Here is a 14631-nt window from a genome sequence, read left to right as displayed (position 1 = left end):
GCGCCAAACTAGTCCACATCAATCTGGCCACTGGCAAAGTGGTCAATAGCTATGTGTTCAAGGCTCCAACGCTGCAACCCACCAGCTATCTGGATGATGTGCGATTTAATGGCGATTTTGCCTATATCACCGATCCGGGTGCGGTGGGATTAGTGGTGCTGAACCTGAAAAGTGGCAAAAGCTGGCGGGTGCTGGATAATCACCCTCTCTCGATTGATCATCAGCCGATTTATGCAGATGGCAAGAAGTTGATTCTGCGCGATGGCCGTGAAAAACGCGTGGGTCTCGATCAGCTGGAAGTTTCGCCGGATGGCAAATGGCTCTATTACCAGGCGATCCCGGGGCCGCTGGCTCGCATTGAAACCCGTTATCTGAACGACAGTGCCCTATCGGCTGCAGAAGTGGCGAAGCATGCGGAGAAAGTACGCGAAACCTGGAGCACCGGCGGAACGGCCATTGATGCCGAAGGCAATATCTATGCGTCGGATATCAATACCCGCAGCATTAAACGTATTGCGCCCGATGGCAAAGTCACTACCGTGGTGCAGGATCCCCGCCTGGTATGGATTGACGCGATGTGGGTATCTGACGGCGCACTGTGGATGCCGTCCGGACAGATCAATCGCACGCCTGCGACCACCGGCGGCAAACCGTCAACCGTGGAATATCCGGTGAAGCTGTACCGTCTGCCGTTACCGATTAAGCCTTCGCCGCGGGATCATCAATAAGCCATAACGTGCCGATTAAAGCTATTTAGCGCGGTAGTCACGCCGCGCTTATTCAACGATCTCTTTATTGATAAACAGGAGGAAATAACACCCAGATAAATCATCACCGTTCGCTATTTTAAATTTATTAAAACTAAGAGGTTACGCACAACTTTCGCGTATACCTAACCTTGTGCCTGCCGAAAAAAACGCTGGATAATATTGCCAGATAGACGAGGTTGCAGAAGGTTAATTTGAACAATAAATAATCATTCGCTGTTTTTTATTTATTCCGAACACATTGCGTTTGCTACCCACAAACGTGCTCTATCCCTCTGGACAGGAACCCTCGTCATGCTGCTGATCATCAGTCTGATTATGATAATCTGCTTTATTGGCTTATTAATGAGCAAAAAGCTTTCCGCTCTGACTGCATTAATCCTTATCCCCACGCTATTCGCATTGTTATCTGGCCATGGCGCGGATATGGGTGCCATGGTGATCAAAGGATTGCGTACCGTTGCGCCCACTGGCGTCATGTTGATATTCGCGATGCTCTATTTTATGAGCGTAACGGATGCTGGGATGTTTGATCCGATTATTAAAAGAATCGTTTCTGCAGTCGATGGCGATCCGGTGAAAATATTTGTCGGCACCGCACTGCTTGGCTTTATTGTTGCCCTGGATGGTGATGGCGCGACCGTATATATGATCGTGCTTTCCGCGTTTATGCCGATAAATGAACGCATCGGATTATCAAAGCTCAGCGTTGCCGCTCTGCTATTACAGTGCACCGGGCTGGGCAATATGTTTCCGTGGGGTGGACCCACGGCGCGTGCGGCCGCCGCCGTTCAGGCTGACGTCTCTGCTCTGTTTGTCCCGCTGCTGATTCCGCTGCTGTCCTGCGTGGCATGGACTTTTATCCTGGCGGTGATGCTCGGCAGAAGTGAACGCAAACGTCTGGGTTTCCAGCCGCATGTCCCGGTGGAACCTGCCGTGCTGCAGTTTGAAGAGAAACACTGCGTGGCCTGGCGTTTCTGGTTTAACTGGGCGCTGACCATTGCATTGATGACCTTCCTGGTTCTGGATGTGATGCCCATGGCGTATCTGTTTATGCTGGCCACCGCCATCATGTTCGTTGTCAATTATCCGCAACTGAGCCAACAGCAGGAGCAGATCGGCCGCCATGCGCCCGCCATCCTTGCCGTAGCCGGATTGATTTTCGCTGCGGCGGTGTTTACCGGCATTTTTGCTGAAACCGGTATGGCGAACGCCCTGGCACAGGCGATTGTGCACACTATTCCCGCTGCACTCGGCCCTTATCTGGCGGTGATTACTGCCTTGATCAGTATTCCCGTCACCTGGATGGTATCGAACGATGTGTTCTATTTCGGCATGCTGCCGGTGCTGGTGCAGGCTGCCGGACACTACGGTATCGAACCGATTGAAATGGCACGCGCGGCATTAGTTGGTCAGCCGGTTCATATTCTCAGCCCACTGGTTGCCTCGACCTATTTATTGGTCGGCATGCTGAAACTGGATTATGCACAGACACAACGGTTCACGCTGCGTTGGTCGTTTATCACCTCAATTGTATTATTAGTGGTCGCACTGATCACCGGTTGCTTCCCGTTTTATCGCAGTCTATAGAATATATTTATCTCCTTGTAGCCGCTATTTTCCGCGGCTACACCCTCGACTGGCTTGAGTGAAATATCTGCTTTATGTCTTATTGTTCGATATTGACACCACTCTGCTGAAAGCTTATTTTCCGGACAATTCTGCATTATGGGTAATATTTTCATTTGATTAAAATTAACGTAGAATGCCCCCCTTTCATCTTCGTTATATAAGTTATAAGGGTTTATTCATGAGCGATGCACTCAAAGCATTGAACAATCTTCGTACGCTGCGTGCCCATGCGCGTGATGTTGAGATTGCGGTATTAGACGAAATGCTGGAAAAGTTCGCCGTGGTGGTTGCAGAACGCCGTGAAGAAGCGGAAGCGAATAATGCCGCTCAGCGCGAAAAAGAAGAAAAACTGGCGCTGTATAAAGAGATGCTGCTGAATGATGGCATCGATATTAGTGAATTAACGAAATTAAACCAGAGCGAAACCAAACCGAAAGCGAAACGCGCTCCACGTCCGGCGAAATATAAGTTCACCGACGAAAACGGTCAGGAAAAATTCTGGACTGGTCAGGGTCGTACACCTTCACCGATCAAATCCGTATTAGATGCGGGCGGTTCGATGGATGAGTTTCTGATTTAAACGATCCGCATGGATATTGTAGGGTCGCCATTCCTGGCGACCGATTAAATCCCTATTTCAACACTGCACAGGCTGCCGCAATGCGTTTTCCGGCTTCGCGCACGCTTTCAATATCCGTGGCAATCGACAAACGGAAATACGGTGACAAGCCATACGCACTGCCCGCTACGCCAGATACGCCGCTCTCCAGCAGATAATTCAGCACATCCTGTTCGCTTTCCAGCGTACGTCCATCAGCACGCGATTTGCCCAACAGGCCAGCACAGCGACAGAAGATAAAGAACGCTCCTTCGGGATTCAGCACCTCAATGCCTTCAACCGGGCTTAGCTGCGCCATAATCGCATCGCGACGCGCCTGATAGGCCGCACGTTGCGGTGGCAGGAAATCCAGGCCGCCGTTCAGCGCCGCTACCGCTGCCGCCTGACTGATGGCGCAGGCACCAGAACTGTTCTGCGACTGCACCACCACCATGGCATCAATCAGCGCTTGCGGACCGGCTCCAAAGCCGATGCGCCAGCCGGTCATGGCGTAAGTTTTCGACACGCCGCCCACCAGCAGAATGCGCTCGGCTAAATCTGGCGCTACCTGCAACAGGCTAACGTGTTCACGTCCATCAAACAGAATGTGCTCATACAGTTCATCCAGCATGATCCATACGTTGGGATGGTCACGCAGTACCGCCGCCAGTGCGATTAATTCTGCGGCGTTATACACCGCACCGGATGGATTGCCGGGATTATTCAGCACCAGCCAGCGGGTTTTGTCGGTGATCGCTTGCGCCAGCTGCAGCGGCTGCAGCTTGTACTCTTGCTCCAGCGGGCACTCCAGCAGCACCGCGTCGCCGCCGTTAAAACGCACGCTATCCGGGAACGTCGGCCAGTATGGCACCGGCACAATCACCTCATCGCCGTCATTCAAGGTGGCGGCGAAGGCGTTGAAGATGATCTGCTTCGCCCCGTTGGCGATACAAATCTGCCCCAACGCATAATCCAGCTGATTTTCTCGTGCCAGTTTGGCCTGCACCGCTTTACGCAGCGGCGTGGTGCCATTGGTCGGCGTATAGCGCGTCTCACCATTATTCATGGCTTCAACGGCAGCATCACGGATGTGCTGTGGCGTATCAAAATCCGGCTCACCGGTGGTGAGATCCAGAATATCCACGCCCTGCTCTTTCAGCTGGCGCGTCAACTGACGCGCCGCGGCATTGGCAGAGAGCGACACAGACTGCACACGCTTTGATAAGGTGACCATGTTCAGCTCCTAAATGGTTTACAGCGCGGGCAAACCGAGGTTCTCGCGCAGCGTGGCGAATTCGTAATCGTCGCGGAACAGACCACGGCGACGAAGTTCCGGGATCACCAGCTCGACGAACAGATCCAGTTGCTCTGACATGATGGCAGGCATGATGTTGAAGCCATCGGCGCCACCCTCTTTCAGCCACAGCTCAAAGTCATCGGCGATATCTTCTGCAGTGCCGACAATCACGCGGTGACCACGCGATCCCGCAGCCACGGCGGCCAGCTCACGCAAGGTCAGGTTTTCGCGCTTCGCCATATCCGTCATTAATTTGGCGCGGCTCTGGTTACCTACGCCGAGCGGCACTTCAGAAACCGGACCATCCAGCAGATACTGGCTCAGTTCCATGCTGAAACGCAGCGACAGCTGACGCAGACCGTTTTCGATATCCACTAGCGTGTTCAGCTCTTTCCACAGAGCTTTGGCTTCTTCACGGGTACGTCCGACAATCGGCATCACGCCCGGCATGATCACCACATGATCCGGATTACGCCCGGCGGCAATCACCTGATCTTTCTGCGAGCGGTAGAAGGTTTGCGCCTCTTCCAGACTGGCGGCAGCGGTGAAGATCACTTCGGCGGTTTCGGCCGCCAGTTTTTGACCGTCTGCAGATGAACCGGCTTCGATGATCACCGGACGTCCCTGCGGAGAACGCGTGATGTTCAGCGGACCCTGTACCTGGAAGTGCTCGCCGTCATGATCAATCGACTTAATTTTGTCATTAACGAAGTATTCACCGGTCTCTTTGTTCGGTTGTACCGCCCCCGCTTCCCAACCTTCCCACAGCTTGTTGGTCACTTCGAGGAACTCACGTGCACGTGCATAGCGCTCGGCGTGGTTTGGCATATCGCTGCGGCTAAAGTTACGCGCCACGTCGGTGGAGAACGACGTCACCACGTTCCACGCTGCGCGACCACGGCTGATGTGATCCAGGGACGAGAAGCTGCGAGCCATGGTGAATGGATCGCTAAAAGTGGTGGATGCCGTCGCTGCCAGGCCAATACGTTTGGTGTTCACCGCCAGCGCCGACAACATGGTTAGCGGCTCAAGGCGCGCCATGGTCGATGGCAGACGGTACATGCTGGTCGCCAGCGCATCACCGACAAAGAACAGATCGAATTTACCCGCTTCGGCTTTTTGTGCGATGGTGATCAGCCAGTCAATGTCAGTGGGATCGCCGAGTTTTTCCGTGAGACGCCAGCCGCTGACGTGCTGCCCTACGGGTTGTACGAAGAGGCCCAAGCGGATGCGTTGTGGTTGTGCAGTAGCCATGAAGTTGTCCTGGTCGATAAAAGAGTAAAAGTTAGAAACGGTTTTCGGTTGCCAGCAGCGCCTGTTCTAACGCATCCGCATGAATGCGGAACGGCAGACGTTCAGCGCTGGCCGCCGGGAATTTAATTTGTTCCGCAATCGTGCGTATCGCCGCCGCGCGGTCGCCAGTCAACGGCGCCAGCGTCAGTGGCATCGCATACTGACGCAGCAACGCCAGCAGTTCCGCATCCGGCACGCCATCGTTTTCAATCAGCGATTGCACCAGCAGGCTGTAGCCAACCTTCTCGCCGTGCAGCCAATGATGCAGCTCGGGCTGGTGAGTGAGACGGTTATGAATCGCATGAGCAAAGCCGGGGGTGGTAAGTTGATCGCGCACGCTGTTGGCCAGGCCTGCCAGTACGATGTTGGCATCAATCACCTTCACCAACTCCGGCGTGACTTGCTGTTTTTCATTGGCGCTGACGGCGGCTTCACCCAGTTGGCGATAAACATCCAGCGCTCGTTGCGCCGTCATTACTTTGAGATCGAGCGCCAGATCGTGCGGGTTACTGCGCAGGTAAGGGGCAAATTCGTAGTACTTCGCCAGCGCATCGACAATACCCGCTTTGAGATAGCGCACATCGCTGCAGGCGATCACTTCACTGTCCACCAGCACCAGCTCCGGCATTTTCCCCAGCGGCTGGCTGCGCACGTGGCCGCCCTGCTCGTTATAAATGATGGCAACCGGTGACCATGCAGCGCAGGTCGCCGCCAAAGTAGCGAAGTTAATCACCTTCAGATCCGGTAACTGGCTACCCACCGCTTTAGCGGCATCCAGTACGCGCCCACCGCCCACGGCAAACAGCAGTTCTGCTTGCTGTTGCTCAACGTTGGTTTTGAGCGCTTCGATCACGGCATCGGTGCATTCACCGTGCAGATACTCCAACTCCCAGCGGATACCGTTGGTTTCTAAACTCTGGCTTAATTCCGGGTTAACCGCTTGCCAGGCATGGGGAGAAGTGAAAATGCGGATATGTGTGGCATAAGGTTTGATAAATTCACCAGCACGCTTACGCAGGCCAGCTTCATGTGCATAAGCACGCGGAGATTTGATCGCTAACACGTCGTCACCCTGATTAAGAATAAGGCTATAACGAGAAAAGTTATTTTATTTCATGGGGTTAATGCGAAATAGTTATAGCGCTATGTAATTTATGCATACTACGGTAAATCGCGATATAAGCAATGGAAAAGCCGCCATTTCATTTTCACAAATTCGCATTAGCTTAGTCATTTTTCACATATAGAAGCACAAGGCATTACTGATATTCTGAGTTGCTTAGCACGCTGGGTATTTTGAATCAGCACTTTAAATTGCGCTTTTTCAACCGCTATGCGCTGCTCAATCTGCATTCAATTTACCGCTTCCAGGCGGTTTTTCCGGGGATAGTTATGTCACTTGAATTTCGTCAGGTTAGAGAAGATGAGGTTGAAACCTATCAGGCGCTGATGCACGCCGCCTATGCGCCGACGCTGGCACTGGGCATCAAATTTGATGCCGCCACAGCAGACCGTGAAAAGACGCTGCGTCACATGCAAAGCCACGGCGTTTATGCGCTCTACGCGGAAGGTGTGATGGTTTCCTCAGTCACCGTGCGCTATCCGTGGGGGCCGCTGCCAGGCCCGTTTGGTCTGCCGCATATTGGCTGGTTCGGTGCCCATCCCGATTATCCCGGCAAACAGTATGGCCGCCAGGTACAGGACCGGCTGGAACACGAGATCCTGCTAGGCAAACTGCGCGCACCTGCGGTATCACTGGGCACCGCCACCAGCCATCCGTGGCTGATCGAGATGTATAAAAAACGCGGCTTCCAGTTGATGCATACCACCGATCTCGGCAAAGGCCACATCACCCAATATATGAAGAAAGTGCTGGATGACAGCGCGCATGATGCGTGGATGACACGTCAGGCCGAACAACAAGGAAGCAAATAATGAGTTTTGATGAGAGCGCATTGGGTCAACATTTGATTGCCTTCCGCCATGAGTTACACCGTTTTCCAGAACTCTCCAATGAAGAGTTTGAAACCACCGCGCGTATTCGCCAGCAACTGGATCAGCACCAGATTCGCGTGTTGGATCTTCCGCTGAAAACCGGATTGGTGGCTGAGATAGGTCCTGTTGTTGGGCCATTGATCGTGCTGCGTTCCGACATTGATGCACTGCCTATTGAAGAGCAGTCTGATGTCACGTTCCGTTCAGAACGTCCGGGGGTGATGCACGCGTGCGGCCACGACTTCCACAGTTCCGCAGCCTTAGGCGCGGCGATTCTGCTGAAACAGCAGGAAGCGAATTTATCGGGCCGCGTACGTATTCTGTTCCAGGCCGCCGAAGAGACCGGCCAGGGCGCACCGGATGTGATTGCTACCGGCGCACTGCAGGATGCGATAACTATTTTCGGCATTCATAACGATCCTTCATTACCACCGGGCGTGATTGGCAGCAAAGCCGGCCCACTGACCGCCGCCGTCGACCGCTTTGATATCAAGATCATCGGCACCGGTAGCCACGCTGCGAAACCGCATCAGGGCAACGATCCGATTGTGATCGCCGCGCAAATTGTTTCTGCGGCGCAAACGCTGATCAGCCGTAATGCGCCTTCCGGCGACAATGCAGTGGTATCGATCACCCAGATTCACAGCGGCAGTACCTGGAACGTCATCCCGGACAGCGCGTGGCTGGAAGGCACGGTGCGTTCATTCTCACAGGAGACGCGCGAGCGACTGGAGCAACGCTTCCGCGAGATCGTGCAGGGAATTGGCGCGGCCTTTGCTGCCAACGTTGAGTTCAACTGGCATGCAGGTCCACCGTCGGTGGTGAATGATGCACACTGGGCCGATTTCGCGCTGCAACAGGCAGCGGCCAGCGGCTTTGAAGCGCGCGTGGTAGAGGCCAGCCCGATTGGTGAAGATTTTGCTTTCTATCAACAACAGTTGCCAGGTGCCTTTATGATGATTGGCACCGGTGAACCTTATGCGCTGCATCATCCGGCATTTCGTATTAACGATGATGTGCTGCTGCCGACCTCACGTTACCTGGCCAATCTCGCCGTCGCGGCACTGAACAGTGTGGCGCCACAATGAGTATCACCGCTGCCCTCGCTGAACTTATCGTCCATAGCCAACCCGATGCCGCTGCACGTGAAGCCGCGCGCGAAGGGGTAAAGGATTTTCTCGCTGTCAGCTGGCCGGTGCTGCAAGGCCAGGTGCCGGATAGCGGCTTGCCGGCACTACGAACCGTTTATGGCGACGGCGGCCCACGTTCTCAGGCGTTGCTGCTTGGTTATGCCGCTCACGCGCTGGATTACGATGATTTCCACGCTGATTTTCGCGGTCATCCCAGCGTGGTGATTTTGCCTGCGCTGTTTGCCTGGCAGCAGCAACAGGCGGCAGCGATTGATGATTTCCTTGATGCTTACGCCATCGGTGTGGAAATGGCCGGACGGCTTGGGTTGGCCGCCAGCCAGCAGCATTATGCGTTAGGTCATCACAATTCCGCGACGCTGGGCACCATTGCCGCAGCAGCAGCACTGGCGCGTTTACTGAAACTGGAGGTTAGCGCAACTTCCACGCTAATCGGTATCGCCACCACCCAGGCCAGCGGGCTGCGTGCGCAGTTCGGATCCGCTGTCAAACCGCTCCACGCGGGTTTAGCGGCGGAACGTGCGGTTACTGCAGCCCAGCTGACGCTGGCCGGTTTCGATGGCAAACAGGATGGCGTGGTTGAGGCTTTCATTGCGGCCAGCAGCAACGGCGCAGCTCAACCTGAAAAATTGGTCGCGCATTGGGGCAAGCCGTGGCGCATCGTGACGCCGGGTCTGGAGTACAAACCCTTCCCGACCTGCGCCGGAACGCATAGCGCAGCGGAAGCCGCGCGCATTCTGCGTGATGGCTGGTTAGCCAACGGCAATTCGCTGGAAGCGCTGCTGGATAACATCACCGATATCAGCGTAGCTTTCCCGCCAGGGGGCGATATTGCCGCTTCCGTCACATCGCCCACCAATGGGATTGAAGCGCGTTTCAGTCTGGAATACGTGATTGCCGCAATGCTGATTTATAACGATCTGCGGCTGGAAGATTTTGCGGAAGGCGATCTTAATCATGCTGTGATGCCACTGGCAGCGAAAGTGAGACGAGAACCTGACTACACCGCACCGCCAGATGCCATTAATCCCGCATTACGTTTTCATCTGGTCACTCTTACCTTGCGCGATGGCACTCGGCTGCAACAGCGACGCACCCGTCAGCAATCGCTGGCCGATGGTGTGGACGTTGAAGGTAAATTGCGTCTGGCACTGCGTCAGGAATCGGGCGAGCGACGGCAACAGGTGCTGCAAAGCAGCGCATTGCAGACAACCGCTGATCTGGCAGTGCTGCAGCAGTTATTACGCGTTTAATATCACGTCCGTTGCAGCGCTTTTAGTTCACCACATTACAGACGAAGTTGCGTCTATCGGGATGACGAGTGCCGTATTAATCTACAGGTCGCCGCACTTGCGCTGGAGTCAACTCTGGTGCGTGCGGCTGGACTGCTCCTGACTGCCAGACTCTTAGCTTAGGCACACACCATGACCAAAACCCAGCGACTGATGGAGCTTGTACAATTGTTACGTTGTCACCGCTATCCGGTGACTGCGCAGCATCTTGCGGAGCAACTCAGCATAAGTGTGCGCACCGTCTATCGCGACATTATCAGCTTGCAGCAGCAAGGCGTGGAAATCGAGGGCAGCGCGGGTTTAGGTTATTTGTTGAAATCAGATGGCCATCTCCCGCCGCTGATGTTCTCGCGCCATGAACTCGATGCGCTGGCGTTGGGGTTGGACTGGGTCAGTCGCCATACCGATGCCGAATTGAAATCTGCCGCACAACATGCGCTGGCTAAAATCCACGCCGTATTGCCGGAACATTTATCTCACGCGCTCGATCATCAATCGCTGCTGGTTGCCACACGTGGTGAAGTGCTGTTTGAAACTCATCTGCCCGAAATTCGCCAGGCAATCCATACGCGCAACAAGATCACCTTACGATACAAAGATCTGAAAGACGCCACTTCAACCCGGGTGATTTGGCCGGTGGTGCTGGGCTATTTCGATCGCGTCCGCTTACTGTGCGGCTGGTGTGAGTTGCGCCAGGATTTTCGCAACTTCCGCGTTGATCGTATTGAAGAAATTCAGGCGAGTGATGAGGTGTATCCTGGAACGCGTTTTCAATTACTTAAGCGCTGGAAGGATTACCACCAGTTGCGGGAACAGAATGGCTATCGTGAGGCATGATATTTGAAGCCCACAACGAGCAGTATTTCATTTTGTTTTGCGCTATCTCTGATAACCATGAAAAAAACTTTCGAAACCACTGATCATCGACCACGCTTCAATGCATAGCATCGCCGCAGCTTTAGCACACTGCTAAAGCCTCAGCACCCTCAACGGAGGCACTATGTTCTGGAAAATTGGCTCTTGCTCATTGCTGGTCATGGTTTCATTTATTTCTGTGGCTAAGTCACCCTACAGCAACCTGTCCTACGCATTACGAGAGCAGCAGATCATCACCGATCTGCGCGCGCACTGCCATCTGGCGCAAGAGATACCGAATGAACGCATTAAGCAGGTGTTTCTGAATAGCTCAGAGAATCACGATGCGATTGTGAACGCCGCTGATGCCCTGAAGAAGAAGGATCAGTCTGGCTACCACCAGCATATTGAACAGGTGAGCTGCCCAAAACTGGCGATGTTCTCGCCAGCAAAAAAGTAGAGGCCGCGCTAGAGTAAGCCACTGTACAAAACCGGCCCCGTTGGCAACCCCGTTGGCGAACCGCCTTGAGGTTCAAGACTGATCGCAATCGTTGTCCCTGCTGCCAGCGTTTTTTGATCCATCTCGATCCGAGTGGCTGAATTGTTTGCCAGCAGCCCTAATGAAACCGGCTGTTTGCCGGCAGGGATCAGCCATAGCTGCAGACTGTTAGCTGTCGCAATGGCAACGGGTTTCAGCGGCGCGAGTTGCAGATAGCGGCTATCGCTACTTCGGCTCACCACCCACTGCCCCTGCTGCTGCGCATCACCGAGAATAATCAGCGGTGCGAATTCTTCCGGGCGATAGTTGTAATAAGAGACCAGCGTAATGGCCGCCAGACCCGCAGCAACCAGCCAACCCAGGTAAGGATTGGCGCGTTTAACCGGAGTTTTAGCCGGCAGGCTTAACGTGATCTTTTTCCAGACGCGTTCAGGCGGTGTTTGAGGCCGCAAGTGCGTATCTAATCCGGTTAACATCGTCTGCCAGCTGGCGACTCTCGCGGCGAGTTCAGGTTCCTGCTGTAGCCGCCGTTCAAAGCGCAAACGGGCATTGCCGCGCAGTGTTCCCAATGCATATTCGGCCGCGAGCGCGTCATCATGTTGCTTGTTGTTGTTCATAGGCCCACGCACTCCCGAAGATGCTCCATCGCACGACGGATCCAACTTTTCACTGACCCTACCGGCTGTTGTAACCAGGCGGCAATATCGCTGTGCGACATCCCCTGATAGTAAGCCAGCGTCACACTTTGCCGTTGCTCACTGCTAAGGTGCTGCAAGCAATGTTGTAAACGGGCCGCCTGCGAATCATCAAATGGCTGCTCTGTATTATCAGCATCCGTTTCCTGAGTACTGTCACTGTATTCCTCTGACGCCAGCGCTTCACGCGCCTGCCCACTGCGCAACCAGTCGATACAGCGGTTACGCACAATATGCGTCATCCATGTCATGGGGGCACTGAGTGCGGCATCATAGCTGTCGGCTCGGTTCCAGATGGTGAGGAAGCAATCATGCAGCACTTCTTCTGCCCAGGCTGGCTGGCGTAAAGTGCGCAATGCAACTGCAAACAAATGCGGAGAAGTGAGTCGATACAGTTGTTCAAATGCCGGGCGATCGCCTTGCGCAATCGCCCGCAATAATTTCACCTGCTGTTGAGCCAAAACGTTATCCATGTTTTTCCCGGAAGGCATTGAAATGCCTTCCGAGTATAGACAATTACTTAGGCATCAGGACGGTGTCGATGACGTCGATCACACCATTTTTCTGGTTCACATCATAAGTGCTGATATTGGCCACATTACCCATGCCATCTTTCAACTGAATATTGTGAGGACCGTTGCTCATAATCCATAAAGGCTGACCGTTAACGGTTTTCAGTTCCGCATGACCGCCACCTTGTTTAATTTTCATCTCCAGCGCTTTCATATCGTATTTACCGGCCACGACATGGTAGGTCAGGATGCTGGTCAATTTGGCTTTGTTTTCTGGTTTTACCAAATTATCCACGGTGCCAGCAGGCAATTTCGCAAACGCGGCGTTGGTTGGCGCGAACACAGTGAAAGGCCCTTTTCCTTCGAGTGTTTCCACTAAACCTGCTGCCTTCACTGCGGCCACTAACGTAGTGTGATCTTTAGAATTGAGTGCATTTTCAATGATGTTTTTCTGCGGATACATAGCGGCACCGCCAACCATGACAGAATCAGAGTTCATGGCTGCGAAAGTCGTGGCGGAGAACATCAGCGCGCCAGAGATGACTGCGGTGGTGATTAGCTTTTTCATCATAAATCCTCGTTGTAGGGGAGCGAAGAATTTGCTCACAACGGGATATACGTAAGGAGGGGGCCAACTGGATGCAGAGAAAAATAAAAAAATTTCGCCCCTCACAAAACGGTTTAAAACACCGTCATGTGAGGGTTCGCTGGCTTTACATCTCGTCTTCAGGTTCCAGGGCGTCCTGAATGGCATCAGCCAGATTAGAAATTTCATTCGCTACCGCCTGAAGATCCCACGACGCTTTTGAACCGCTGGCAGAGGTTGAAGCGCTGACGGATTCCTTCGCCACCGCTAAAGCGGCCGCCACAGCGATGGTTCGCTTGTGTTGTTCTGGCGTCATACCCATTGGGGGTGGTGCAAAGTAGTCATTGACCATTTCATCTCTCCGTTTACCGCGTTCAAATAATTAATCCTGCGTGCATTATCAGGATATTGAGCGCGAGCGCGACTAAAAGTTCACGTAATGCTCCTGACAGATGCTGTTAAAGCGAGCACGTCCTACAGCGGTAATTTTGGCAAAGAGATATTCGCTGGTAACCCATCCAGAAAAAAACTGTCAAAACTGTGTCGATAATCCAGCATGCCTAAACGATTTTTCTGCTGAACTGTTGCTCAGTAAGGGGGCTTCCCCACTGATCGCCCTCCCATTCTTTTGACAATTCAAATCCAAATGATTCGTACAATCGTCTGGCCGCGGTAAGTTGATTAAACGTCCATAACTGTACTGAAGCGAATTTCTGTTCATCACAAAATCTCGTCGCTTCTGAAATCAGTTTTCTGCCCAATCCGCTACCACGACACCCGTCGTCAAGGATGAACCAGCGCAGATGCGCCTCATTATTTCCCAGATCTTCACCGTCAATGGCAACTGACCCGACAATGCGTTCATTCAACATTGCCAGCCAAATCTGATTACAGGGTTTTTCCAGTCGCAACGCAAAATCAGCCAGACCGGCAGCAACCTTCGCTTCAAAGAAATGGCCGAAGTGATGCTCTCTGGCGTAAAAGCTGCCATGCATTTCTGTAATACGACCAATCATACCTGCATGATAACCCGAGACTATCTTGACGTTATTTTGCACTTGCCCTGCGGTGTTTTCCCGACAGGCTTTCAACGCGCTGGCGTATGACGATAGGCCCTGTGATATAGCGTCCTGAGTAAAGGGATCGAGTTTTCTGAGCGCTGCTGCTACTCGTTGGTCAGCGTAAGCATTGATGCTCTGCACGGTATCTTTACCCTTCCCGGTGAGGCTCAGTCGCTTGGTCCTCGCGTCTTCTGAACATGGACTTTCTTCAAGTTCTCCGGCTTCAACGAGTTTAGCGAGCATGCGGCTGACGCTGGACTTCTCCAGCCCTAAAATCTGCACCAGTTGAACCGCTGTCATTGAGCCATGAAGTTCAACTTGAAGCATGGCGTGAACGGCTGAGGGATGAATCGCTATGGGTTTAACAGACACCTCAGAGTCATTTAAGATGGCTTAAAGAG

At 53.4% G+C, this 14631-nt stretch carries 16 protein-coding genes; 8 read left to right on the top strand and 8 right to left on the bottom strand.

What is annotated here, in order from left to right; genetic code table 11:
- The 3 genes from RT340_RS15950 to RT340_RS15940 all read left to right on the top strand — a co-directional run.
- Nucleotides 1-728, top strand: a 728-nt coding sequence (locus RT340_RS15950) for an L-dopachrome tautomerase-related protein (protein WP_313377055.1), incomplete at its 5' end; no start/stop codon positions are given.
- Between the two features lie 333 nt (nucleotides 729-1061).
- On the top strand, nucleotides 1062-2357 hold the full coding sequence (locus tag RT340_RS15945) for a citrate:proton symporter (RefSeq protein ID WP_313377053.1): 1296 nt from the start codon (nucleotides 1062-1064) through the stop codon (nucleotides 2355-2357).
- A gap of 220 nt (nucleotides 2358-2577) precedes the next feature.
- Nucleotides 2578-2979, top strand: coding sequence for an H-NS family nucleoid-associated regulatory protein (locus RT340_RS15940; protein WP_097117820.1), 402 nt, complete (start codon nucleotides 2578-2580; stop codon nucleotides 2977-2979).
- A 52-nt stretch (nucleotides 2980-3031) separates the two neighbouring features.
- On the opposite strand, the gene RT340_RS15935 is transcribed toward RT340_RS15940, so the two are convergent.
- Genes RT340_RS15935 through RT340_RS15925 form a run of 3 tightly spaced genes read right to left on the bottom strand, consistent with a single transcriptional unit; the run spans nucleotide 3032 to nucleotide 6650 of the window.
- Nucleotides 3032-4231 carry an aminotransferase class I/II-fold pyridoxal phosphate-dependent enzyme gene (locus tag RT340_RS15935; RefSeq protein WP_097117819.1) on the bottom strand — a complete coding sequence of 400 codons (1200 nt, stop codon included), beginning with the start codon at nucleotides 4229-4231 and terminating at the stop codon, nucleotides 3032-3034.
- 18 nt (nucleotides 4232-4249) lie between these two features.
- The gene (locus tag RT340_RS15930) at nucleotides 4250-5548 is read right to left on the bottom strand and encodes an LLM class flavin-dependent oxidoreductase (protein ID WP_313377047.1); all 1299 of its coding nucleotides are present in this window, start codon (nucleotides 5546-5548) and stop codon (nucleotides 4250-4252) included.
- 31 nt (nucleotides 5549-5579) lie between these two features.
- Nucleotides 5580-6650 carry an iron-containing alcohol dehydrogenase family protein gene (locus RT340_RS15925; RefSeq protein ID WP_313377045.1) on the bottom strand — a complete coding sequence of 357 codons (1071 nt, stop codon included), beginning with the start codon at nucleotides 6648-6650 and terminating at the stop codon, nucleotides 5580-5582.
- A 329-nt stretch (nucleotides 6651-6979) separates the two neighbouring features.
- On the opposite strand from RT340_RS15925, the gene RT340_RS15920 reads away from it, so the two are divergent.
- The 5 genes from RT340_RS15920 (at nucleotide 6980) to RT340_RS15900 (ending at nucleotide 11337) form a co-directional block, all read left to right on the top strand.
- The gene (locus RT340_RS15920; RefSeq protein ID WP_211729565.1) at nucleotides 6980-7522 is read left to right on the top strand and encodes a GNAT family N-acetyltransferase; all 543 of its coding nucleotides are present in this window, start codon (nucleotides 6980-6982) and stop codon (nucleotides 7520-7522) included.
- Nucleotides 7522-8670 (top strand): amidohydrolase, encoded by a 1149-nt coding sequence (locus tag RT340_RS15915; RefSeq protein ID WP_160833265.1) that lies wholly within the window; start codon nucleotides 7522-7524, stop codon nucleotides 8668-8670. The genes RT340_RS15920 and RT340_RS15915 overlap by 1 nt, the downstream gene beginning before the upstream one ends.
- A complete protein-coding gene (locus RT340_RS15910) occupies nucleotides 8667-9983 on the top strand; it encodes an MmgE/PrpD family protein (protein WP_313377042.1) in 1317 nt (438 codons plus the stop codon). Before RT340_RS15915 ends, RT340_RS15910 begins: the two co-directional genes overlap by 4 nt.
- Before the next feature lie 171 nt (nucleotides 9984-10154).
- Nucleotides 10155-10859 (top strand): YafY family protein, encoded by a 705-nt coding sequence (locus RT340_RS15905; protein WP_313377040.1) that lies wholly within the window; start codon nucleotides 10155-10157, stop codon nucleotides 10857-10859.
- A 163-nt stretch (nucleotides 10860-11022) separates the two neighbouring features.
- Nucleotides 11023-11337, top strand: coding sequence for a YicS family protein (locus RT340_RS15900; protein ID WP_097117812.1), 315 nt, complete (start codon nucleotides 11023-11025; stop codon nucleotides 11335-11337).
- 8 nt (nucleotides 11338-11345) lie between these two features.
- Here the strand turns inward: RT340_RS15900 and RT340_RS15895 are convergent, their stop codons facing one another.
- The 5 genes from RT340_RS15895 to RT340_RS15875 form a co-directional block, all read right to left on the bottom strand.
- Complete coding sequence (locus RT340_RS15895; protein ID WP_211729563.1) at nucleotides 11346-11993, bottom strand: anti-sigma factor domain-containing protein; 648 nt, start codon at nucleotides 11991-11993, stop codon at nucleotides 11346-11348.
- Entirely contained in the window at nucleotides 11990-12544 is a 555-nt protein-coding gene (locus RT340_RS15890) for an RNA polymerase sigma factor (protein WP_097117941.1), read from the bottom strand. The genes RT340_RS15895 and RT340_RS15890 overlap by 4 nt, the downstream gene beginning before the upstream one ends.
- Before the next feature lie 43 nt (nucleotides 12545-12587).
- Entirely contained in the window at nucleotides 12588-13151 is a 564-nt protein-coding gene (locus tag RT340_RS15885) for a fasciclin domain-containing protein (RefSeq protein WP_097117810.1), read from the bottom strand.
- Nucleotides 13152-13296: 145 nt separating this feature from the next.
- The gene (locus tag RT340_RS15880) at nucleotides 13297-13521 is read right to left on the bottom strand and encodes a hypothetical protein (protein ID WP_097117809.1); all 225 of its coding nucleotides are present in this window, start codon (nucleotides 13519-13521) and stop codon (nucleotides 13297-13299) included.
- 208 nt (nucleotides 13522-13729) lie between these two features.
- Complete coding sequence (locus RT340_RS15875; RefSeq protein ID WP_313377035.1) at nucleotides 13730-14602, bottom strand: bifunctional helix-turn-helix transcriptional regulator/GNAT family N-acetyltransferase; 873 nt, start codon at nucleotides 14600-14602, stop codon at nucleotides 13730-13732.
- Nucleotides 14603-14631: the final 29 nt, after the last annotated feature.

Origin of the sequence: Pantoea sp. CTOTU50773 (genome assembly GCF_032082325.1) — a bacterium.
GTDB lineage: Bacteria > Pseudomonadota > Gammaproteobacteria > Enterobacterales > Enterobacteriaceae > Pantoea > Pantoea communis.
The sequence above is the reverse complement of the archived record's forward strand: the minus strand, read 5'-3'. Positions and strand labels throughout refer to the sequence as shown.

What these genes read in the sequence shown, in the direction of transcription:
- RT340_RS15905 (WP_313377040.1), top strand. Translation starts at nt 10,155, where the DNA reads ATGACCAAAACCCAGCGACTGATGGAGCTTGTACAATTGTTACGTTGT.
- RT340_RS15945 (WP_313377053.1), top strand. Translation starts at nt 1,062, where the DNA reads ATGCTGCTGATCATCAGTCTGATTATGATAATCTGCTTTATTGGCTTA.
- RT340_RS15885 (WP_097117810.1), bottom strand. Translation starts at nt 13,151, where the DNA reads ATGAAAAAGCTAATCACCACCGCAGTCATCTCTGGCGCGCTGATGTTC.
- RT340_RS15900 (WP_097117812.1), top strand. Translation starts at nt 11,023, where the DNA reads ATGTTCTGGAAAATTGGCTCTTGCTCATTGCTGGTCATGGTTTCATTT.
- RT340_RS15880 (WP_097117809.1), bottom strand. Translation starts at nt 13,521, where the DNA reads ATGGTCAATGACTACTTTGCACCACCCCCAATGGGTATGACGCCAGAA.
- RT340_RS15935 (WP_097117819.1), bottom strand. Translation starts at nt 4,231, where the DNA reads ATGGTCACCTTATCAAAGCGTGTGCAGTCTGTGTCGCTCTCTGCCAAT.
- RT340_RS15930 (WP_313377047.1), bottom strand. Translation starts at nt 5,548, where the DNA reads ATGGCTACTGCACAACCACAACGCATCCGCTTGGGCCTCTTCGTACAA.
- RT340_RS15890 (WP_097117941.1), bottom strand. Translation starts at nt 12,544, where the DNA reads ATGGATAACGTTTTGGCTCAACAGCAGGTGAAATTATTGCGGGCGATT.
- RT340_RS15940 (WP_097117820.1), top strand. Translation starts at nt 2,578, where the DNA reads ATGAGCGATGCACTCAAAGCATTGAACAATCTTCGTACGCTGCGTGCC.
- RT340_RS15895 (WP_211729563.1), bottom strand. Translation starts at nt 11,993, where the DNA reads ATGAACAACAACAAGCAACATGATGACGCGCTCGCGGCCGAATATGCA.
- RT340_RS15910 (WP_313377042.1), top strand. Translation starts at nt 8,667, where the DNA reads ATGAGTATCACCGCTGCCCTCGCTGAACTTATCGTCCATAGCCAACCC.
- RT340_RS15920 (WP_211729565.1), top strand. Translation starts at nt 6,980, where the DNA reads ATGTCACTTGAATTTCGTCAGGTTAGAGAAGATGAGGTTGAAACCTAT.
- RT340_RS15915 (WP_160833265.1), top strand. Translation starts at nt 7,522, where the DNA reads ATGAGTTTTGATGAGAGCGCATTGGGTCAACATTTGATTGCCTTCCGC.